19 protein-coding genes and 1 pseudogene are annotated in these 19,481 nt (G+C 59.6%); 5 read left to right on the forward strand and 15 right to left on the reverse strand.

Annotated elements, in window-relative coordinates:
- Together YUU_RS60885 and YUU_RS0141040 are read left to right on the forward strand one after the other, a co-directional pair.
- A pseudogene (locus YUU_RS60885) lies at positions 1–278 on the forward strand (hypothetical protein); the annotation flags it as partial.
- 422 nt (positions 279–700) lie between these two features.
- Entirely contained in the window at positions 701–1,339 is a 639-nt protein-coding gene (locus YUU_RS0141040) for a protein-L-isoaspartate(D-aspartate) O-methyltransferase (RefSeq protein WP_371260575.1), read from the forward strand.
- A 261-nt stretch (positions 1,340–1,600) separates the two neighbouring features.
- On the opposite strand, the gene YUU_RS0141045 is transcribed toward YUU_RS0141040, so the two are convergent.
- From YUU_RS0141045 to YUU_RS0141055, 4 genes are all read right to left on the reverse strand, one after another.
- Positions 1,601–1,810 carry a hypothetical protein gene (locus YUU_RS0141045; protein WP_027527449.1) on the reverse strand — a complete coding sequence of 70 codons (210 nt, stop codon included), beginning with the start codon at positions 1,808–1,810 and terminating at the stop codon, positions 1,601–1,603.
- The gene (locus YUU_RS61825; protein WP_084801830.1) at positions 1,807–1,998 is read right to left on the reverse strand and encodes a hypothetical protein; all 192 of its coding nucleotides are present in this window, start codon (positions 1,996–1,998) and stop codon (positions 1,807–1,809) included. The genes YUU_RS0141045 and YUU_RS61825 overlap by 4 nt, the downstream gene beginning before the upstream one ends.
- A gap of 479 nt (positions 1,999–2,477) precedes the next feature.
- Positions 2,478–2,909 (reverse strand): globin domain-containing protein, encoded by a 432-nt coding sequence (locus YUU_RS0141050; protein ID WP_027527450.1) that lies wholly within the window; start codon positions 2,907–2,909, stop codon positions 2,478–2,480.
- Positions 2,910–3,089: 180 nt separating this feature from the next.
- A complete protein-coding gene (locus tag YUU_RS0141055; RefSeq protein ID WP_084801835.1) occupies positions 3,090–3,731 on the reverse strand; it encodes an OsmC family protein in 642 nt (213 codons plus the stop codon).
- A 227-nt stretch (positions 3,732–3,958) separates the two neighbouring features.
- On the opposite strand from YUU_RS0141055, the gene YUU_RS0141060 reads away from it, so the two are divergent.
- Entirely contained in the window at positions 3,959–4,942 is a 984-nt protein-coding gene (locus YUU_RS0141060) for an AraC family transcriptional regulator (protein WP_027527452.1), read from the forward strand.
- A 222-nt stretch (positions 4,943–5,164) separates the two neighbouring features.
- Here YUU_RS0141060 and YUU_RS63015 read toward each other — a convergent pair whose 3' ends face one another.
- The 6 genes from YUU_RS63015 to YUU_RS0141090 all read right to left on the reverse strand — a co-directional run bounded on the left by YUU_RS63015 (position 5,165) and on the right by YUU_RS0141090 (position 11,668).
- Positions 5,165–6,037 (reverse strand): DMT family transporter, encoded by an 873-nt coding sequence (locus YUU_RS63015; protein ID WP_027527453.1) that lies wholly within the window; start codon positions 6,035–6,037, stop codon positions 5,165–5,167.
- 84 nt (positions 6,038–6,121) lie between these two features.
- Positions 6,122–6,601 carry a MaoC family dehydratase gene (locus tag YUU_RS0141070; protein ID WP_051390171.1) on the reverse strand — a complete coding sequence of 160 codons (480 nt, stop codon included), beginning with the start codon at positions 6,599–6,601 and terminating at the stop codon, positions 6,122–6,124.
- Between the two features lie 11 nt (positions 6,602–6,612).
- On the reverse strand, positions 6,613–7,782 hold the full coding sequence (locus YUU_RS0141075) for an NAD(P)/FAD-dependent oxidoreductase (protein ID WP_027527455.1): 1,170 nt from the start codon (positions 7,780–7,782) through the stop codon (positions 6,613–6,615).
- 11 nt (positions 7,783–7,793) lie between these two features.
- Entirely contained in the window at positions 7,794–9,038 is a 1,245-nt protein-coding gene (locus tag YUU_RS0141080) for an NAD(P)/FAD-dependent oxidoreductase (protein ID WP_156944808.1), read from the reverse strand.
- A gap of 32 nt (positions 9,039–9,070) precedes the next feature.
- On the reverse strand, positions 9,071–9,637 hold the full coding sequence (locus YUU_RS0141085) for an OsmC family protein (protein WP_027527457.1): 567 nt from the start codon (positions 9,635–9,637) through the stop codon (positions 9,071–9,073).
- Positions 9,638–10,018: 381 nt separating this feature from the next.
- Positions 10,019–11,668, reverse strand: coding sequence for a winged helix-turn-helix domain-containing tetratricopeptide repeat protein (locus YUU_RS0141090; RefSeq protein ID WP_027527458.1), 1,650 nt, complete (start codon positions 11,666–11,668; stop codon positions 10,019–10,021).
- A gap of 941 nt (positions 11,669–12,609) precedes the next feature.
- Here YUU_RS0141090 and YUU_RS62590 point away from each other — a divergent pair.
- Positions 12,610–14,472, forward strand: coding sequence for a patatin-like phospholipase family protein (locus YUU_RS62590; RefSeq protein ID WP_035664759.1), 1,863 nt, complete (start codon positions 12,610–12,612; stop codon positions 14,470–14,472).
- Between the two features lie 488 nt (positions 14,473–14,960).
- Here YUU_RS62590 and YUU_RS0141100 read toward each other — a convergent pair whose 3' ends face one another.
- Both YUU_RS0141100 and YUU_RS63020 read right to left on the reverse strand, forming a co-directional pair.
- Positions 14,961–15,428: an SgcJ/EcaC family oxidoreductase gene (locus tag YUU_RS0141100; protein WP_084801834.1), complete on the reverse strand. Its 468-nt coding sequence runs from the start codon at positions 15,426–15,428 to the stop codon at positions 14,961–14,963.
- Positions 15,429–16,162: 734 nt separating this feature from the next.
- Positions 16,163–16,390, reverse strand: coding sequence for a hypothetical protein (locus tag YUU_RS63020; RefSeq protein ID WP_371260574.1), 228 nt, complete (start codon positions 16,388–16,390; stop codon positions 16,163–16,165).
- A 563-nt stretch (positions 16,391–16,953) separates the two neighbouring features.
- On the opposite strand from YUU_RS63020, the gene YUU_RS0141110 reads away from it, so the two are divergent.
- Positions 16,954–17,241 carry a hypothetical protein gene (locus tag YUU_RS0141110; RefSeq protein ID WP_027527462.1) on the forward strand — a complete coding sequence of 96 codons (288 nt, stop codon included), beginning with the start codon at positions 16,954–16,956 and terminating at the stop codon, positions 17,239–17,241.
- A 371-nt stretch (positions 17,242–17,612) separates the two neighbouring features.
- Here YUU_RS0141110 and YUU_RS59495 read toward each other — a convergent pair whose 3' ends face one another.
- From YUU_RS59495 to YUU_RS0141125, 3 genes are all read right to left on the reverse strand, one after another.
- The gene (locus YUU_RS59495) at positions 17,613–17,813 is read right to left on the reverse strand and encodes a hypothetical protein (protein ID WP_156944809.1); all 201 of its coding nucleotides are present in this window, start codon (positions 17,811–17,813) and stop codon (positions 17,613–17,615) included.
- A gap of 152 nt (positions 17,814–17,965) precedes the next feature.
- Positions 17,966–19,087 carry a hypothetical protein gene (locus YUU_RS0141120; RefSeq protein ID WP_027527464.1) on the reverse strand — a complete coding sequence of 374 codons (1,122 nt, stop codon included), beginning with the start codon at positions 19,085–19,087 and terminating at the stop codon, positions 17,966–17,968.
- An 82-nt stretch (positions 19,088–19,169) separates the two neighbouring features.
- Entirely contained in the window at positions 19,170–19,391 is a 222-nt protein-coding gene (locus YUU_RS0141125) for a hypothetical protein (protein WP_027527465.1), read from the reverse strand.
- Positions 19,392–19,481 lie beyond the last annotated feature (90 nt).

Consider the following 19,481-nt stretch of genomic DNA (forward strand, 5'->3'; position numbering starts at 1 on the left):
AGATGACCCATCAGCAGGGCTCAAGCGGATACGTGCAGCAGTTCGCCGATCGTATTTTCGCCGAGCGTGGCGTCCGCTTAGGGCGCGCGGCAATGATCCAACCCCGGCTAGACGAAGCGCCGCCCGAAGACATACTTGACGAGGGAGACGGCAGTGGCAGCACGTCCGTTCCGGGTCAAACTGCGACTTGGCGGGGGCGGCTGCTGGTGCAAAGCGGACGTCTGACGAACGCGCGAGTTCAGCTAAGGGCGGACCCAGGTGAGGTACGCGAGCATTGAGATGTCTATCGACACTTGCCATACCGGAGTATACCTGCCGCTGACGGCAGCCGCTCATGGGCGGCCTGGAGGCCTCTGATGTCATTCCTCAAAGGCAAGGCGCTGTGTTTGACTTCTTTGTGCCCGACGACGACGTGCCGCCGCCTGGGGTCACGGTAGCGCCCCCGCGCTAGCGCGCCGCGTTTGCCAATGCATCGACGACAGCCGGGGATCCTAAATTCCCGAGGGGCGTAAGTTCGCCTGGTCCCAAGCTTTGATCGGTCGAATACACGTGTTGCGCTCAAGCGGTCGATGCTAATCGCGGACCGATTGGGGAGACCGCACGGCTCATGAAGAGATTGCTGCTGTTCCTGGTTTATGTGCTTGCTGCCGCGCGGGGAGCCATCGCGCAAGAGACACAGTGTGACCGCGAACGCGCCGCCATGGTCGAAACCATTCGCGTTTATGCTCGGTCCTATGTCAATGTCCTGGGGCAGCAGGGGCTGTCGGAGAGAGTCCTTGGGGCGATGGGGCAAACGCAGCGCCATCTGTTCGTCCCCGAGCGACACTGCTCCATCGCGTACGCAGACGGGCCGCTTCCGATAGGCCTCGGCCAGACCATATCGCAGCCGTTCATCGTGGCCTTGATGACTGAGCTGGCTGACGTTGCGTCCGATGGTGTTGTGCTCGAAGTCGGTACGGGTTCGGGCTATCAGGCCGCCATCCTTGCGCACCTGGCACGAAAGGTCTGCACCATCGAGATTATCCCGCAATTGGCCGAGACAGCCGCCAAGACCCTCAAGGATCTCTCGTACGACAATGTGAGCGTCCGGCTCGGCGACGGCTATGCTGGCTGGCCGGAATGCGGTCCTTTTGACGCAGTCGTCGTGACCGCCGCGCTCGGCGAGGTGCCGCCGCCACTGATTGAGCAGCTCAAAGTGGGAGGCCGACTGGTGATGCCGGTGGGCCCGGCTTACACCACTCAGACCCTCACCGTGGTCGAAAAGACTGGCCCTGGCGAGACGACCAAGCGTGCCATCGGCCTTGTGCGCTTTGTACCCTTTACGCGTTCAAAAGATTGAAAGCCAATCAACGTTCAGTTCTGGAGCGCGCGCTCGTGGGCCATATGACCAAAGCCTTGTGGGAGTGCATTTTGGAGAACGGCAGCTTTTGGCGCGAAGCGGACCTTCTGCGGGATGCGCACGTCTGCGACGGGCCACTTCCGGACTCATGCTCCGCAAACAATAACTTACTCGATGGGCAGGCCATTGAACGGTCTCAGTCAGTAACCGCAGCGGTCCTGGTTAACCGGTTCAAAGCGTTTGGGGAGGCTGCTTCCCACCCTAAGCTCCCCTGCGATCCTGGTTACCAATCACACAGCGCCATGCCGCCAGGCGCTCTGCCGGATGCTGGTTCATCCACTCGGCGAGCTGCGGCGCGCCCATCAGGCAGGACTGCATCGAGATGTCGGCGAAGTCCGAGGTGGTGACGATCTGTTCGTGGCAATCTGTCGGAGAAGAGAGACTGCAGAGCGCGGCGATGACCTTGATCACGACAGGGGACCCCCGTCGCTGCGATGGGCTTTGGTGCCGCTGACTGTATGACTTATCGATGCCTTGTCATGCTGCTCCCTAACCGGATCAGCCGCCGGGAAGATGCTGTCATATATCGCGCGGGCTTCTCGAACTAAGCGGGCTTGCTCGCGCTCAGACTTTGAGACAAATCGAATAATCTCGCCCATATTGAATGCTCCTGCTACTATCAAGAGGGACCATTCCCTTTATGGCGAAGAATAGGCGCGGCCTTGCTATTCAATCTGTGATGCGTCTCACCATGCGCAGCGTGCTTTGAAAGACTTCGGGGAGCAAACTTCAATTTACTAAACGAGCCTACTGATCGCGAACGCAGCAACGAGAAACACTCCGATAATCAATGCTGGCATGACGTGATCTTCCTTCCTCTCACGTGGACAACATCTGGCTCAAAGCACGCCAGTTCCTCGACTGCTCGTGTTGATATCGGAGGGTGATTTTTCTATCTGTGACAGAAATCACGAGCGCCCCAGCAGTCAGCGTTGGCTACGAAACTCGTGGCAAGAATGATCTTCTTTTGTGGGGTGTCGGCTTGGGGGCAAGCTGCGACGTGCGGGAGAGGGCCGCTTCTGGCGCAAAGCGGACGTTCCACGTGCGCCGGATTTCGCCGATGGGCCACAAGCGGTCATCAGGCACGTTCGGCATTCTTTGGGCGGCCATACGCCTCCTCGATCATGAGGGCGGAGAGCGCAGCATAGGCCGCGGCCCAGGCCTCGGCAGTTTCAGCCGTCCAGGCGTCGCCCAGCCCCTTCTCCAAAGTCCACAGCAGCGCAGAGCCAACAATGGGGTAATGCTCAGGCTTGACGCCGTATGCGATATGGCGTTTGGCTAGCGCGGCTGCCGCCGGCAGCACCGATTGAAGGTCGGCTAACCCATTCACCGCCAGGGCCAGCGTCGCCACTAGCTTCCGGCGCTGCTCAGTCATCTCTGCCGGAAACATCGTCTTTAGCTGGGGGGCGAGTTCGAATAGCCGATTGTAGAACATGATCCCAGCCTGATCGACGATAGTCGCGATCTTAGCGAAGCTCTCCTGCACGAGCTTGATCTGTTCGGGTGTTATCTGCTTCTCACTGGCCGGCATTAGTTGCTCCGCAACAAGTATTTTGTGTTTGAACCGATCGCCGGGCCCGGACTTCTAGGCACGAGTCCGATGTCCGTTGTCGGTTCGCGATCGACCCGGTGATGGACCTCTACGAGGAAACAGAGTGCCGGAGTTCGCATCGCGAACCCCGGCGTAAATTCACGCGGTCTCAGTTTTTTTTACGCGCTCGTCGAGCCCGCAACTCACCGGCAAGCCGTTCGACAACATGTCGAAGACGGGCGAATAGGCCTGCGCCATCTCGATCAACTCCTGCTTTCTGGAGTCGTCGCAATCGGCGTCGATGTCGAAGAGGACGCGGATGTTTTTAAAGCCGCGGCGGACATCCTTGGAAAGTCCGAGAAAGCCCTGCAAGTCGATGTCACCTTCCAGCCGTGTGGCGATGTCCTTCACCACAATGCCGCGCGCCGCCGCGTGAAAAACCAGAGCACCAGTCAAGCAACTGGCGAGCGCGTGCAACACGTACTCGCCCGCATTCGGCCCGCGGTCCTGAGACAACAGCACTTCCGGCTCGTCGCTGACGAGGGAAAACGGCTGTTTGTGCCGCATCTCCTGGCCGACGCCGTAGAAGTCGTCGATGCGCGAATGGTTTTCGCCGCCGCCAATCCACTGGTTGGAAAGCCTGAACTGGAAGCTCGCAAGAGAAGCATCGGCTTTGATGGCTTCGATGGTGGCGGACAATTTCCCTGTATCAATGCCGTTCACGGTTGTGCTCGTGGGTGCCGTTGAGTCCGCCGCGGACTGTTCCGCCACAGGCGAATGACATTCAATCACTGTAGTCATGTGTATCTCCTCGAACTTTCCAAGTTGCATCACATCGCCTACGGGCGATCTAGGCGCACGGTGCGTGCGGCTTTCGCGGTGATACTTAAGTCATTCGAAGCGACAGCTGAATGATTGCGCTGCCGGACTTCTTGCTCGTGCATCCAGAGTTGCTATCATCCCTGCCTGATCGCTGCGTTAGCGCCAAAGGCCTAATCGCGGGCGGGCAAATGTCGGAGGTCATGTCCATGAGCGCGGACGCATTGTCCGATGTCCTCTCCGCCGTCCGCTTATCAGGGTCAGTCTTTTTCGATGTGACCGCAAAATCGCCATGGGTTGCGGAAGCGCCGCCTGGAGCGCAGATCGCTAACGACGTGACGCCCGGCGCCCAGCACGCAATCGAGTATCATGTCGTTACCCAGGGTTCGTGCTGGATATCGCTCGTCGGCGACGCCGGATTCGAGCCGGTCAAACTGGAGCAAGGGGACATAGCTGTCATTCCGCATGGCGACCCGCATGCGATATCAAGCGCACCCGGCATGCGCGCTAAACCTAACCTGGACATGCACCGCAGGCCCGAGGATAGCAACGCGTTGCCCTTCGCGCTTCGAACCGGTGGCGAGGGTGCGAGCGACACCCATGTGATTTGCGGGTTCTTCAGTTGCGATGTGCGCCCGTTCAATCCGCTACTTGATTCACTGCCGCGATTCATGCGGCTACGGCGTGACGCCTCACAAACGTCACATAGCCTACTCGACCAATTCATCCGTTTCGCCTCCGCCGAAACGGGCAACAAACGCGCCGGAAGCCAAAGCGTGCTCAACCGGTTGTCGGAACTGATGTTCGTCGAGGTGATCCGGCTGCATATGGATCAACTAGCGAACAACAGTACCGGCTGGCTTGCGGGATTACGCGATCCTCTAGTCGGTCGCGCGCTGACGCTATTGCACGCGCGCCCTGCGCATCCCTGGACTCTGGAGGAGCTTGCAGCGCAAGTCGCCGCCTCGCGCTCAACGCTGGCAGATCGATTTTCCAATTTGGTGGGCTATCCGCCGATTCAGTATTTGACCCAATGGCGCATGCAGATTGCCGCCAAGCGCCTAGCCGATCCCGGCGTCAAAATTGCCGCCATCGCTCATGAAATCGGCTACGAATCCGAGGCCGCATTCAGCCGAGCATTCAAAAAGTTTGTCGGCCGCTCCCCGAGCCAATGGCGATCGGCCTCTTCCTGAGCAGCAACATCCAGAATGTCCGCTTCGGGCAAGGAGTGGAAGTCCTGGCGTTCCCTGCTCCATGTGCGGTCTGCCCCTGAGGCAAACGTCTGGGATCGAGGTGTTATGTCGGCTGCGGGCCGAACGCGGAAGTCTCATTTTTGGTCAGCTGGGCGAGCGGCGTGGGCGGGATATCGGTTCCAAGCGCCTTTAGTTCGGAGATAGAGCAGACTTGGGCGTATTTTATCTGCTACGGGATGGCGCGCGTTCTTGACTGCCGAAGACCAGTGCAATTCCGCCGAGTATCGCAAGCGAAGATATGGAAAGGCGAAGGGAGATTGCTTCTCCTAGCACCAAGGCGCCTGCCAATGCCGCAATGACTGGAACGCTCAGCTGCACCGAGGCGCCTTGCGCTGGCGTGAGCCCTGGGAGCACCGCGTACCAGACCGTATAGCCAAGCCCGGACGCAACAGCGCCGGATAGGATTGCACAGGCGAGCCCGATGGCGGTGATGTGCGTGCCAAACGAAAGGGCGCACAAGAAAAGACAGATTGCGATTGGAACGGAACGCAGGAAGTTGCCACCCGTCACGCTAATGGGATCCGCAACGCCACGGCCGAGCAAGGAGTAAGCGCCCCACGCAACGCCGGCAGTCAGCATGAGGCAGGCGCCCATTACGGACGGTGCCGATGCACCGGGAGCTACGAGCGCCGCCAGTCCGGCGACGGCAATTGTCAATCCGAACGACTGCAAGGCGGATAGACGTTCACCGCGAACGAGCCCATAGCCGACCATTGTAGTCTGAACCGCGCCAAACAAAAGGAGCGATCCCGTACCGGCTGGTAGGGAGACATATGCAAAGGAGAACGCGGCCGCATAAGCGAATAGCGCAACAGATGCTGGCCACGATCCCGCTGGCTGTTCAGCCTTCCGGCGAAGCGAGAGGATGATGCACAGTACGCACGCGCCTGACGCGAGCCGGACAAGGGTGAAGGTGGCAGGATCGATCGCGGCCTGAGATAGGGCTAACCTGCAAAGCACGGAATTTGCCGCAAACGCAGCCATCGCCAAACCGGTCAAGGCGATTGTCCAGGTTGTGATGCGAGGCCGCTGCATTCGTCATTCACCTAAGCGAGACCGCAGGACCGATCTGCGCCGGTGTCATTGCAATTGTTGTATTGAGTCTGCACGACCGACCCGTCACCTGGGTACGGCACGCGTCGCCTGGCGAGCCTCGCGCCGCGACAACGGCATCGTGTAGGTTATCGCGGTTCCGACCACGCAATCTTCTCCGCTTGCGTTGCGGACGACGGTCTCCAACTTGCAGATCGGCTTGTCGTCCCGGACGTGCTCGACTTTGACGCTTGCGGTAATCGTCTCTCCGACCCGTACGGCCTTGACGAAACGCCAGTTTGTTTCGAGAAATACCGTGCCCGGTCCCGGGAGATCTTCGGCAACGACGGCGTTCATGAGACCGGTCGTGACCCCGCCCTGTACGATAAGCCCGCCAAAGGGTGACGCAGTCGCCAGTTCCACGTCGTAATGGACAGGGTTCTTGTCGCCCGTCATCTCGGTGAACATTTCGACATCGCGCATCGTGGTCGTGCGGCTCCTTTCAGCACGGCGACCTGGCGCGGGTCGGCCGGCCAGCGTTCGGGTCCAGGGTGAGTCGGTCGACATTTCTCGTGCTCCTATGCTGCGAGGGACGGTTGTTGAGACAAGTTCGCGATGTGATTGGCTTCCGCTTTCATTGCCGCGCTCAGATCGGCATGAAGCTGCTTGACTTCGTCGAGGTCCCACGAGAACGAGGCAATCGCATCGGTGGCGCGAACAAGCGGCAAGGACAGTTCGTCGCGCTCGCGCTGGTAGCTCTCAAGGCCGCGGATGGCGCCGTCGATGATCCCTCGCGACAGCAATTGCGCATCGCGAAGGGCGTCCGTGATTCCGTGCGCGGTCAGGGGGTCCTTGAAATAGCCGGCATCGCCGACCAGAGCCCACCCTGCACCATGACATTGTCGAAGGTAGCTCGTTGCGCCCGCAAAGCTCCGCAGGCGGCCGACCAGCGTGGCTCTGCCAACGTTGGCGCGCAGCTCGGGAAAGCTCGCTGCCAGCACCTGGAGGAAGCCGCGCATCACATCGCCGCGAAATATCGCGACAAATTGAGAAGCCGGAACCGCCGCGAAGACGCAGTGAGCAGCGTTCGTTGGAATCACCCCTGCCGCGGCATTCCTTGCGAAATGCCAATGCAGGCCATCGCTGTTCAGGTCTGCAAAGTAGCCAAAAACGATGCCACAGGCATTGAAGCCTTCGACCAGTGTTTTTGAATTGACGAGCTGCGCAACGGTCGACTGGCGGCCGTCCGCACCAATGACGATATCCGAGCGGACGGTCATGCACGCACCGCTGCCATCTCTCAGCGAGGCGCCGATGACCCGGCCGTTCGATGCAAATTGCAACTCGGAAAGAGCGGTCCCATGGCGAACCGCCGCGCCGGCTTCGCGGGCTGCATCGGCGAGCAACGGATCGAGCACGGTGCGTCGCGGCGCCAACAGGAAATCGACGCCGTGATCCGGCTTGATATCCACTCGAACGATCTCGTCGCCATAGTGAAACGTGGTCGATCGAATCGCAGGTGTTCCCGCCGCTGCAAACTTCGGAATCAATCCCCATCGCTCGAGCTGCATAACCGCGGACCGCATCAGGGCGTGCGTCGACATCGTATCGGCGCCATAGGGCTGCCGATCGACCATCAGGACCTTTGCACCCGACCGGGCCAGCAGGAGGCCAGTGGCCGCGCCCGCGCAGCGTGCGCCGATAACTACCGCGTCATAATGTGAGTCGAGACCGTGGAGACCGTTCATGACAATTGCTCTCAGGCAGCAGCGCGATTGAGGTTCTGGCTCAGATGGGCGGCGAGATCCGCAGCATCGGCGCCCGCTCCGTCGATGAAAGACGATTTGCGCCGGCGCATGAATGGCAGGCCCATGACGTACATTCCCGGCGCAGAAACTATCCCGCCGTCGTGACGGATGCGTCCCTTGCGGTCGAGTACGGGGACGTCCAGCCAGGAGTAGTCGGGGCGATAGCCCGTCGCCCAGATCACCGTACCGATGCCGGCACGGATCAGGTCCAGGCAGAGCCTGGTTTCCGACCCGACATCCGTCGGCTCAAAGCCATGAGGCGGGGCAAACTGCTGCGCCAGTCCGCTCGTGTTCACCCAATCATCGATGCTGGCGAGAAGACGGTTCATTTTCAGATCGGCCAGCGCGCAATGATTGGCGAGCGATCCCGAAAACTGCGCCTTGCCGTCACAAAGTCCGACAAGGCGACCCACGAGCTCGACGCCCGCCTTGCGCAGGCTATTGAGATCGACCGTGACGCGCTCAGGCGTTCCGATAAGCTGTAGCGACGGCAGTCGCCGTGCCCTTTCGATATCCTCGACCATGGTGTCGTACCGAACATCCATGGCACCGATAGCGTCCATCCACCACTGGATATCCCGTCCGCGGTAGGTCCGCGGCAGCCGGACGTGCTCTCCGACGCAAAGTACGACTCTGCGGCCGGCCGCTCGGATCTCCCGGGCGAGCTGAATGCCGCTTGCTGAGGCACCGACGATCATCACGCCGCCATTAGGCAGGAGAGCGGGATTGATGTATTGCAGCGGGGTGAGGCTGGTCACGGCGGCAGGCAAACCCGCAGCGAGCGACGGGATCGAGGCAAGGTTGCAGGCGCCGGTTGCGATCACGAGCTTGCGGCAGCGCCATGGACCAAGGTTGGTTTCGACCGCGTAGCCTACCTCCTGCTGCCTTACCCGGGTGACGCGGGCTCCCGGCACAATTGGAGCACACGAAAGCCTGGCGTATCCCTGCAGGAAACTGACGACCTCCGACATCGTCATGAATCCGTCGGGATCATCACCGCGGTAGGCGTATCCTGGCAGTCGAGTTTGCCAGTTGGGCGTCAGAAGGCGCAGCGAGTTCCACCGCTCCGTCAGCCATGAGTTGGCTACCTCGCCGCGCTCAAGGACCATGTGGTCGATCGAACGCGTGCTCAGATGCCAGCTCATGGCCAATCCGGATTGGCCGGCGCCTATAATGATGGCGGTCGCGAATCCCAAAGCGCTCGCTCCTTTTTCTCCAACCGTCGTCCTCAGTTGACGGTCACGAAGACGTTCGTCGGATTGGTCACGATGTCGAATACGGCCGACCGCTTCTGCGATTGAGCTACCAACGCCCTGATATCGTCTTCGCTCGCATCGGCGCGAATATCGAAGTGGACGCGAATGGCGCCGAAGCCATTGCGCACCTCGTCGTCGATGCCCAGGATTCCCTGAATATCCATGTCGGCCTCGAGTGACGCCCTGACCGAATGGAGCTGTATGCCGCGGCGCTGGGCAATCGCAGCAACACCCGCCGTGAGACAGCTCGCGAGTCCGGAAAGGACAAGCTCGACAGGAGTCGGAGCACTGTCTTCGGCGGCAAAGACCTGCGGGTGATCTGCCTCGACGGTGAACGTCTTGTTGCGGGACTGCTCGGCTCCGAGCCCAAAGAAACTGCCAATAGCGGAGCGGCTGTGCGTACCATTCACCCATTCGCAGCTCGCTCGCCACTTGAACTGAGCCGCCTCAGGCGCTTGCTCAAGTGCCATACGGGCACCTAACAACGCCTCGACGTTGACGCCATTATTGATTGTCGCGCTTGCACTCGTCGTCGTCATCTTGTTCTCCTCTGGTGACAAACCCGAGGTAAGATTCGTAAATCTTCCTCTCACTCGGCTCTTGCGGGCTTTGCGCTCGCCAAATGTCAGATCGATTTACGCGCCCTGGCCCGCGCATGCTTGAAGCCGGCATCCGGAATTTCTTTAGATGCCGTGGATTTTTTGCTGAGGCAAAGGGCAGCGGGGCGATCACGCAGCGCTCTCAATCGCGTGAAGATACGGGGAAAGAACAGATCGCTTCCAAGCTGCTGCGCTGCTCGCGATTTCGATCGATAGTCCGACTTCGAAACTCCGCGGCTCCTTTAAAAGGGGCCGCCTTCCTGGGACCTCGCCGTCAGGCGGGATGGGTCAAAACGCGACGTGGCTACGCGGGTGTACGTCCTAAGCTCGAGGCTGCGAAATACCTGCATTACTTAGACCGCGAATGAAACGATCGAGAAGGTCCGGATCGTTGCAATAAAAAAGTTCCTGACGAGCAGTTTCAGTAGTGTAGCCGGGCTTACGCCGAAGCAGGTCAGCAGCAACAGCTTCCGCTTGTGTCTTATCACCGAGAATGCCTAGTGAAGCGGCCAGTGGGGCGAACGCTTGATATGTCGCATTGCTCAGTCGAGTTGCCCGTCGTGCGAACTCGACTGCTATATCGTACTCGCCTAGAGAGAAGTGAGTCCAAGCGCGAACGTGATGGAAACTCCAAAGATGGCTGTCCCGTGGACTGAGCACGGTCGCGCGGTCGAGCAAGGTCTCAGCATCGGTCTCTCGGCCATGCCACAGCAAATTAAAGCCTTGTGCAAAATAGGCCTGGGCAAAACTCGGGTTTAGCTCCAAGGAAAGATCGAGAGCCGCCAGTGCTTCGTCGTTGTGACGAGTTAGGCACAGGACCCGACCTAGGACACATTGGCAAAAGCAATCAAGGTCGTCGAGGGCTACTGCCGTTTGCGCCTGCCGCAAAGCGGTTTCAAGTCGCGCTAAGCGGTCTCTCGGTTCGTCTAGAAACGCACGTTGTACATTTACGTAGCTGAGAGCGCCATGCCCCCGAGCAAAGTATGGATCTTCCGCGATGGCACGCTTGAAATACGTTTCAGCAGAATCAAATCCCGGAGTAGTAAAGCGCCACAAATTCCATAGACCGCGCTGGTAGCAGTCCCATGCGTCGAGGCTTTCGGGAGGCTTGCGGGCAGCGAGTTGCTGCTCGACCTTGGACAACTCGGGTTCGATCGTTGCAGCAATCTGCCTCGCCATCTCGTCTTGAATATCAAAAATGTATTCAAGCTGCAGATCATACTTGTCCGACCACAGTTGCTGCCCGTCCGCTGCCCGGACTAACTCCGCCGTTATCCTCACCGTGTCGCGATTTTTTCGTACGCTGCCGAGGAGCACATACCTTACGCTCAGCTGTTCGCCTATCTCCCGTGCGTCGACCATCCGCCCTTGGAAGCCGATGGTTGAGTGCCGCGAAATGACCGACAGCCACCTGTTCCGAGCGAGAAGACGAATGATATCTTCCGTTAGACCGTAGCTAAAGTAATCGTTATCGGGGTCATCAGACATGTTCCCGAACGGCATTACGGCGATCGACAAGCGCGCAACAGCCTCGGCCCTGACTGTTTCCGAGACGATGTTGTCGAGGTTGGACACCTCGGTCGCGACGGAAACAGTGGTGGATTTGCTTTCCGAACCAATACTTCGCTCGCTAGCACGCTGAGCGTTCGCTTCCGACGCTGAGACTGTTTGAACGTGTCCGACGAATCGGAAGCCACGTTTGTGTTGTGTACGAATGAGCGACTGGTCGTTGCCGTTATCACCAAGCACCCGCCTGGCTGCGTTAACTCGGCTGCTGAGCGCTGCTTCGGAAATGATTCGACCGTGCCAAATGGTTTCAATCAACTCATCCTTACTTACGATCCGATCATGGTTACGCACCAGATGAACAATAAGGTCGAAGACCTGAGGTTCGATATGAATGAACTCGCCACGCCTGCGCAGCTCCTGCTGGCTGAGGTCGATCTCGAACTCGGCGAACTGGTACTTCAATACTGCCTCCGGCTCTGGTGATGACGCGATCCCAATGCATCGCTGCCGTCGAGATATTCATGCACGGGCCACGCAGTGGTCTGTCTCGTGAGGTTGGGGTCGGTGATCACCGCTTCCGGCGGCACCCCACCATTGTCCGTACAAACGGACGCGGTATCCACTGTCCTTGCTGTCCCAATCGCGGTTGGCGACTGCTATTCCGTCCGTGTGTGAGCAGCATGGCCCCTTGCCACTTTTGAGGCTCTCGAACCAGTGATTGAGTTCGGGGCGGTTATGATCGTGAGCGTGCGCTGCGAAATGCGAGGCCAGCAACACGATCAGTGTCGTCGCCGCGTTGGCGGCCATCAAAGGCATCTTCGTCATCGCAGTTTCTCTAAGCAAACAAGAGATTAGCGCTGCAATATCCGAAATGAGGTTAGTTCAAACTGCGCGGGCTCCCCGATGTGTGAGCCGGTCACTTGTTGCACCAATTCCAGACTAGTTGGACGGCTTCTAAAATCCCGCTCGTTGTTACGTCTGCGATGCGGACACTGAGGTTCAAGCGGCGGCGGGGTCAGGTAAGGGTCTCACAAGCGGCGGTCGGGGCGCGCACACCCCCGGCGGCCGGTTTACCGCCCGACAGCCGACATCACAACGGCTCAAGCGCTGTTCGGCTTGGGGCCATAACTGGAAATCGGCCGTTTTAGCGCGGCGCATCTCGCCGTCCCTGCGCGTGGATTCGCGGAATGGGGAGGTGAAAGCGCGCTGCCAGGCGACCCATCGGGAGGGCGCGACCGCGTTGCAGCAGAAGTGAGTTTGCACCGCCGCAATCATCTCGATCAATCACGGCCCGTCCGCCAGGCCGCATAGGATGCTTCAGCTGCCGGTCTCGATTGAAAGGAGATTGCGAACTGTAAAGCGATTTGGCAGACCTTTATGTTCCACCGATGGAATGCACGTCCATGTCGAAACCGAACGGGGACGATCAACACAGACACGACCTGCTGCAGACCATTTTAAAGGGCCACTTCGCCTCGGACGACGCCGAGCTGATCGCAAGCATCAAGGCTGCAGCCGAATTCATCGAGCTGCCGTCGGGCGGCATCCTGTTCCACCAGGGCGAGCACAGTGACGACGTCTATTTCGTGCTGTCGGGCCGATTGCTGGCGCTCGCGGAAGCCGACGGCGAAAGCAAAATACTCGGCGAAATCGGCCGAGGCGAAACCATCGGTGAGCTCGCCCTGTTCACCGGCGAACCACGTTCCGCTTCCATCGTTGCCCTGCGGGATTCTTCGGTCGTCAAGGTAACGCGGCAGATCGTCGAGCGGGCGCTCGCCAAATCCCCGCAGGTCGCACTACAGATGACGAGAATCGTCATCAATCGGCTTCGACGGTCGGAACGAGAGCGTCAGGCCCCGACTGTTCCTGTCAATATCTGCATTCTTGCCGTCTCGCCTGGCGTCGACGCCGCGGCCTTGGCAGGACGTCTGCGAGCCGCGGGGCGGGACAGCGCAGCCACGAGGATCGTGGGTCCCGATGACATCGGCGAGCAATTCGGTACGGATGCCGCAAGCGCGGTCCGCCAAAATCATGACGCGATTGCTCATCACATCGACGGGATCGAGGCCGCAAGCAAGGCGGTTTATCTCGTCGCCGACCCATGCGAGTCCGCCTGGACGCAGTTCTGTCTGCAGAACTGCGACGAAATCTTACTGGTCGGGGATGGCCGCCAGGACCCGGGTCTTTCAAGCGTGGAAAGCCGCTATCTCGCGGCCGAGACGCCGGTCCTGATCGCGCGACGGACACTCGTTCTTCTGCATGGCCTCGATACCAAAAGCCCGACCGGCACCGCGCAATGGCTGAAAAACAGACGCATCTCGAGGCATTTTCACATCCGGCCGGAACTTGCGCGCGACATTCGCCGGTTAGCGCGGATTATATCGGGCAACTCTGTCGGCCTCGTGCTGGCGGGCGGTGGGGCGCGCGGATTCGCCCATGTCGGCGTTATGAAGGCATTGGAGGAGGCGGGCATCGAAGCCGATTTTATCGGAGGCACATCGATCGGCGCCATCATGGGGACCTGCCTCGCGCTCGATCTGTCGGCGGAGCGGATTTCCACCGCCGTCCACAAGGCTTTTCTGCTTCATCCAAAGGGCAACATCACCGGCGACTATAATTTCATTCCACTGGTGTCGCTGATCAAGGGCAAGCGCACCCACGAGGCGATGGCCCAGGCGATCGAGAACGCGACAGGTGCGAGTATCGACGCGGAGGACACCTGGAAGACGTTCTTCGTCATTGCCTCCGATTTTTCCACCAACAGCGAGGCCGTTCTCGACAAAGGAAATCTCGCGCGAAATGTGATCGCGAGCTATGCGGTTCCCGGTGTGCTACCGCCGATGTTTATCGGCGGACACCTGATGTTCGATGGTGGCATGTTCAATAATTTTCCTGTCGACGTGATGGCGCGGCTCGGCGCCCGGCGGATCATCGGTGTCGACCTCTTGATCGAAGATGGCCGGGTGTTCGAGATCGACCAGCTACCGGGTACCATTGCGCATCTTCGTGACAAACTCCGGTCGTGGGACATGCAGCGCTACCGCCTGCCGACCGTGCCTGAAACAATACTGAACTCGTCCTTCATCAGTTCGGTCTCGAAGCAGAAGGCGATGCGAAAATTCGTCGATCTTCTGTTTCAGCCGCGCATCGAACAGGTCGGACTGCTGCAATGGAAGCGATACGACGACATTGTAGCGGCGGGATACAATCACGCCAAGCAGGTACTCGGGGCGGAATCCGAGGACAAGCTGAGAGCGTTCCGGTAGCGGCCTGACGTGTATCCATCAGCAAAGTGCGTTATCCGGCAACACTCACGCCAAGTCTGAAGCGAGCGTCCGCTTGGTCGAGCCTGCGATCTTGCGCCGCAGGGTGGCGGATGCGGCATGAGCCGCCGGCGGGACTATTTCGGCCGAGGTGCTCAAGCGCGCCAATCATCTCATCCAGCCTGGCTCACTCCCGAGGCCCGCGCCTCACTTGTGGTTTGCGCTTACGGCGAATGACTGCTCAGGGGCAAAATGCGAAGAACTCAACATGACCAAATCTAGTCCGCCATACCCCATTGATCGGACCTCGACGAGGTGTGCGGGCACTTCGCAGAAGGGCCATGCGGAGATTGCACCGATTCTGGTGATGGGTCGTAAGCGGGTGCGACTATCGAGGCTGTGGCTGGTCGGCCCGGCTTGCCTCGCGCAAAGCGGGACAACCAAGCCGACCATTGGCCGATGTTTATCAATTCCAGCGCAGATTTTGCGGACTACTTGTTTGTGGAGGCCGAACCGACCGTCGCCGAAGGAGGTGGCATCATGTTCCAGGTGTCGGCGCGGTATTTCCAATCTGCGCCGTCCTGGACGATGACGCTCATATAGGTTCCTTTGATCTGTTGGCCTCCGGCATCAGCAGACCAGGTACCGGCTGAATAAAGTGAGTTTTGGCCTATCATGTTCGCCTGCGCGACCGGCAGAACCATGTTTTCGAGTTTCTCATTCACCATCTGATCCATGAATTTGCGGATATTCTCAGTGCCGATGATGGGTTGATCCACACCCTGCGGCAACAACACGGCGTCGGCCGTGTATAGCGCGGTGAGAGCAGCGGCATCTTTCTTGTTAAAGGCCTCGATCCACTTGTCGTCGACGCGCTGTGCAATTGTTTTGGCGTCGTCGGCGAAGGCGGGCACGACAACGGCGAATGTCAGTGCCATTAAGCAAAGCATTTTTTTCATGGCTCACACTCCTCGCATGTGGTTACCTTTTAGAAATGCCGGTGGCGCGTCGCGCTTCGGGCGTACTGCTCATGGATTGCCGCTGGCCGATATTGGTATGGACGTGGCGAGCTCCCACGGCGAACGCGCCAGCGGGTTAGCGTCACTGTTTTGGAGCTTGTCCAGATGCTTTTCATCGGGGCCTCAACGGCCATGCGGCGAATGAACACAGGGTTCAGAAATGGCTCCGAGAAAGACGGAGTTCGGAGGTGTCGTCTGGAAAATTGAGCCTCAGCTACAGCTTCGGCTCTATCGCTTGTCCTTTTGCGGGCATTCAGCGAGCGAACGAAATAGGATCAGGTCAATCATTGCGGTTCGAACGAAACCCGCTGATCCATTACTCATGGTTCGTTGGACAACGAATACTTATTAGACCGGCGAATGGTACCGGGCAAGACTTAACACCGGCGCATTACCGTTCCGGAGAAGTACGGTCAGCAGCATTGACGCACGAGCGCCAAGGCAACGCGCTTCGAGCGATACCGATAGTCAAGCCACAAGAAATTAGAACCAACTGCGGGCTCATGCACCGCGCAGCCAATAGCGTGCTTCTTCAATCGCCTTGATGGTAGTTCGAACGCGAGAATCTCTGCGTGGCAATCGTCGACCGCCCTGTGAGCCTGGTGAAAGAAGCCAGCGCCATTCAGGAGGCAGGCTAGGCGAGAGCCTTCGAAGCCGTGTTTCCTCCAGTCGACCTACGTCGCCGAACAACCCCAGGCCTTCCGTTGGAATATCGGCCAGTAACGCTCCGCGAACTTGCGGTCGAAACTCGCGTTGTGGGCAATGACGATCACGGCATCGTCCGTGAACGACGAGACGGTTGCCTCGTCGATCCGCTGCCCGGCGACCACCTCGTCCGTGATCCCAGTGAGCGCGATCACCTCCGGCGGGATGGGACGGTTCGTTGAACGATGAGAAGACATCCCTGAGACCTGGGATGCGCCCGTCGGGCAGGTAGTCGAACTTGACCATTCCCAAGCTCGATGACCTCGTCCTTCTTCTGATCCAAGCCGGTGGTTTCCACGTCGAGCAGGATTCCTATCTTACTGCTTTGACCGTGGGATCGAGTGAATGTCTGCCGACGAACCAGGCGCCGAAGGACGCGATAGTCGGCGGATTTGGCCATCCTCGGCCATGGCGGCGAGGGTTAGGTCGTTCTCAGGCATTGGATGTTGCGGTCCTCCGGCTACGGCTCCCATGCATCGCGTCTGGCTGAGCCACAAGTCTAAGGCGTTTGCGCTTAGAATGCGATATTCGCTTCCGGAGCTGAAGCAGAACTTCTGGGCTCCGTCTGAGAATTTCGCCTCATGACGCAAAGCGTCATCGGGAGCAAGCGGAGCTATTCGGCAGGATTGCGCCGACTCATGATCGTCGCGACCGCTGATCCGAGCGGCGGCGGGCAGGAGTGGTTAAGCGTTCCGCGTGACGCACCAACACTCTGAACTAAGATACAGCAGGGGGCCGCTTGATCCGTTGGAGAGCCACCATGGCCTACGCGATCATTCATTACTTCCCCGGCGGCACGAAGGATCAGTACGAGAAATCGATTGCCGCCGTACATCCGAGTTCGGGCGGCCTTCCTACGGGCCAGATCTTCCACACCGCCGGACCCACGCCGGGTGGTTGGACAGTGATCGCGGTGCACGATGCGAAGGACAGCTGGGAACGGTTCCGCGAACAGATCCTCATGCCGCGCTTGAAGCAAGGCATCGCAGGGGGATTGGCCGGGCCGCCTCAGGAAACCGTCTTCGAAACGCATACGCTCAACATGTAGCGTCGCTGTCGTCGCCAATCGGGCGGCCGACCCGCACCGCTCGGCCCACTGGCCTTTGCGCGGTAGGCTGGTCCGTGGCCTCGTCCACACTGGCTGCTTGTGGTTAGGTGACCGGCTCGACGGGAGCAGGGTCGGTCTTGGCCCAGCCGCGACCTGTTAATGTAAATCACGGGCGGCATCCAAAAGTACACGCATTGGTGCGGTTCAAATCCTGAAATCCATTTGGAGCTCCGGATCGTCCCCGACGTGGAGGGAAGACAGCAATCCCCCCAAGTAGGCGCACCGGTTTCGGAAGAGGCAAGTTGTCCTTCAGCAGACCGACCGCCAGTTCTGCGAAATCGTAGCGGCTCGCAAAACCCGGCAGCGAAGATTCAAACAAGCGAGACCGCCTGCGCCACCATGAGGCCAGCACCCAGGATGCAGATTAGGCCGACAAAAAGCTCAAAGATTGACGGCCCGGGGCGGCCCACCGCTAACAGAGCAAGGATGGTCGCAATGCCGAACCGAATGCCCTGTGGCGTGAGACTATCCCACCCGATAATGTCCCAGCCGATAACCGAAAGAAGAGTCATTTCCTGCCTCCTGTATTTGAAACCTTTTGTTACCCGGATTTCCGCGCACGCGAGGCGGGTGACGGCGTCGAAGGTGCGTCTGGCGGAGGCGACCGGGGCAGAGCGCGTCGAAAATAAAAACTCGCAGCCGCCCGTGCAGGGCCTATCGCCGGTCAAGGCTCGTTGATGATGCCCGGTGGAGAATACTTGGCATGGCTCTCGCCGTCCTCGGCGTAGCCACGCTCCCACGCGCCAGAAGCGAGAAAGCCCGCGTAACTCAATCTTTCATCTCCGACGAGCCGGGTCGACGGCCCAAGCCGCTGATTGAGGAGTAGCGTCACAAAGCAGCGGAGCAGCTCTGATCTTGGCTCGTCCTGTTCCACCCATAGAAACTGCCCCATCTCGTTGACCTCGAGGAAGGTATGTTCCCCTTCGGGAGTAACGATGAGGTCGATGCAGCCGAAGGCAAGTCCGAGCTTGCGCATGAGCGCGATACACCGCTCCTCGACCGTGCGTGGCAATGCCACAAGCGCCGGCTTGAGGGGCGCCACCATATCCGATCGCCAATCGAGCCGCGTCGAATCGCGCGACTGCGAGTCGAGACGGATGGCCGCGCAGCGCTCGTCCATGCAGGTGACGCGCAGTTCATAGGCCTTCTCGACCTTGCGCTGATAAATCGCTGGGCAGCCCGCAAGCGGCGCATCGTCCTGAAGGTTCACCTCGCGCAGTTCGGTGGTGAAAAGCGCATGGCGCTCGCCGCTCGATTGCGCATGCCAATGCGTCTGCAAATGCAGCTTGAAGATGACGCCCGCCTTACAATGCTCACGCCAGAAACGGCGGATCTCGTCGGGATCGTTGCTATAGAGCGTCTCCGGGATGGCAAAACCACACTGCGCGGCGGCAATGAGTTGAGGCATCTTCAGTAACACCACCTCACGTGCCGCGATATCATTCACCCAGAAGGCGTCGGGCGCGATGAGCCGCCGTACGTTGCGGATGTGGTAGTCGCATTCGCGTGAAGCTACTGCCCAATCCGCGTCGGACATGCCAGGCGGCCGCATCGGCAGCCCGCTGCGGCGGAACCATACCGTGCTCCAGTCGCCGCTTACTCCATGGCTCCGGCCATCACCAACGGAGACGGTCTGCGAGGTTTGCGTAATGTGCATTGATGACCGCAGCACCAGCGGCAGGTCCGGCGTGTAGACGGTGTGATGCCGCCCCTCCGCCTGCTCGATCGCCCAGCGGACCGCATGAATATGGATATCGCGGGGAAAGCCTAGAATGAGGACGGTCATGGGACATCGACCCCTTGCTTTGAATATGGCTCGAGTCAAGGTATCCCCGCCGACCGGCGCAAGTCGGCGGGGAGAAAGTAAATCATGCGTCGCTGTCGTTCGTGGGGCAGCCCGTGCACGTGCACGTATCGGCGCGAGGCGAGGCCGTGACGCCACCGACCGCGCCGCGCGAAATCATGCCGCCGGAAATGTGGTCGATCTCGTCGATGGTGAGCGGCCGCGCCAGCTGGCGGGCGAGGATCCGCGGAGCCGCAGGCCCGAGGTCGTTGGCGTCGTCCTTGGCAACTTTGCTGTCGTCGATCATGAGTAGTCTCCTGGTCTGTGGGTGCTGAAATAGGGTCGGCAGAAAGCGCGCCTTCCGCTTTTCACGTTGCCAGACGTGGAGGCTGCGCGA

This window comes from Bradyrhizobium sp. Ec3.3, from assembly GCF_000472925.1.
In the GTDB taxonomy this organism is placed as follows: domain Bacteria; phylum Pseudomonadota; class Alphaproteobacteria; order Rhizobiales; family Xanthobacteraceae; genus Bradyrhizobium.

Coding starts and splice junctions, on each gene's coding strand:
- YUU_RS0141040 (WP_371260575.1), top strand. CDS start 701: ATGGTCGAAACCATTCGCGTTTATGCTCGGTCCTATGTCAATGTCCTG.
- YUU_RS61825 (WP_084801830.1), bottom strand. CDS start 1,998: ATGGGCGAGATTATTCGATTTGTCTCAAAGTCTGAGCGCGAGCAAGCC.
- YUU_RS0141055 (WP_084801835.1), bottom strand. CDS start 3,731: ATGACTACAGTGATTGAATGTCATTCGCCTGTGGCGGAACAGTCCGCG.
- YUU_RS0141060 (WP_027527452.1), top strand. CDS start 3,959: ATGAGCGCGGACGCATTGTCCGATGTCCTCTCCGCCGTCCGCTTATCA.
- YUU_RS63015 (WP_027527453.1), bottom strand. CDS start 6,037: ATGCAGCGGCCTCGCATCACAACCTGGACAATCGCCTTGACCGGTTTG.
- YUU_RS0141070 (WP_051390171.1), bottom strand. CDS start 6,601: ATGTCGACCGACTCACCCTGGACCCGAACGCTGGCCGGCCGACCCGCG.
- YUU_RS0141075 (WP_027527455.1), bottom strand. CDS start 7,782: ATGAACGGTCTCCACGGTCTCGACTCACATTATGACGCGGTAGTTATC.
- YUU_RS0141085 (WP_027527457.1), bottom strand. CDS start 9,637: ATGACGACGACGAGTGCAAGCGCGACAATCAATAATGGCGTCAACGTC.
- YUU_RS62590 (WP_035664759.1), top strand. CDS start 12,610: ATGTCGAAACCGAACGGGGACGATCAACACAGACACGACCTGCTGCAG.
- YUU_RS0141100 (WP_084801834.1), bottom strand. CDS start 15,428: ATGAAAAAAATGCTTTGCTTAATGGCACTGACATTCGCCGTTGTCGTG.
- YUU_RS63020 (WP_371260574.1), bottom strand. CDS start 16,390: ATGTCTTCTCATCGTTCAACGAACCGTCCCATCCCGCCGGAGGTGATC.
- YUU_RS0141110 (WP_027527462.1), top strand. CDS start 16,954: ATGGCCTACGCGATCATTCATTACTTCCCCGGCGGCACGAAGGATCAG.
- YUU_RS59495 (WP_156944809.1), bottom strand. CDS start 17,813: ATGACTCTTCTTTCGGTTATCGGCTGGGACATTATCGGGTGGGATAGT.
- YUU_RS0141120 (WP_027527464.1), bottom strand. CDS start 19,087: ATGACCGTCCTCATTCTAGGCTTTCCCCGCGATATCCATATTCATGCG.
- YUU_RS0141125 (WP_027527465.1), bottom strand. CDS start 19,391: ATGATCGACGACAGCAAAGTTGCCAAGGACGACGCCAACGACCTCGGG.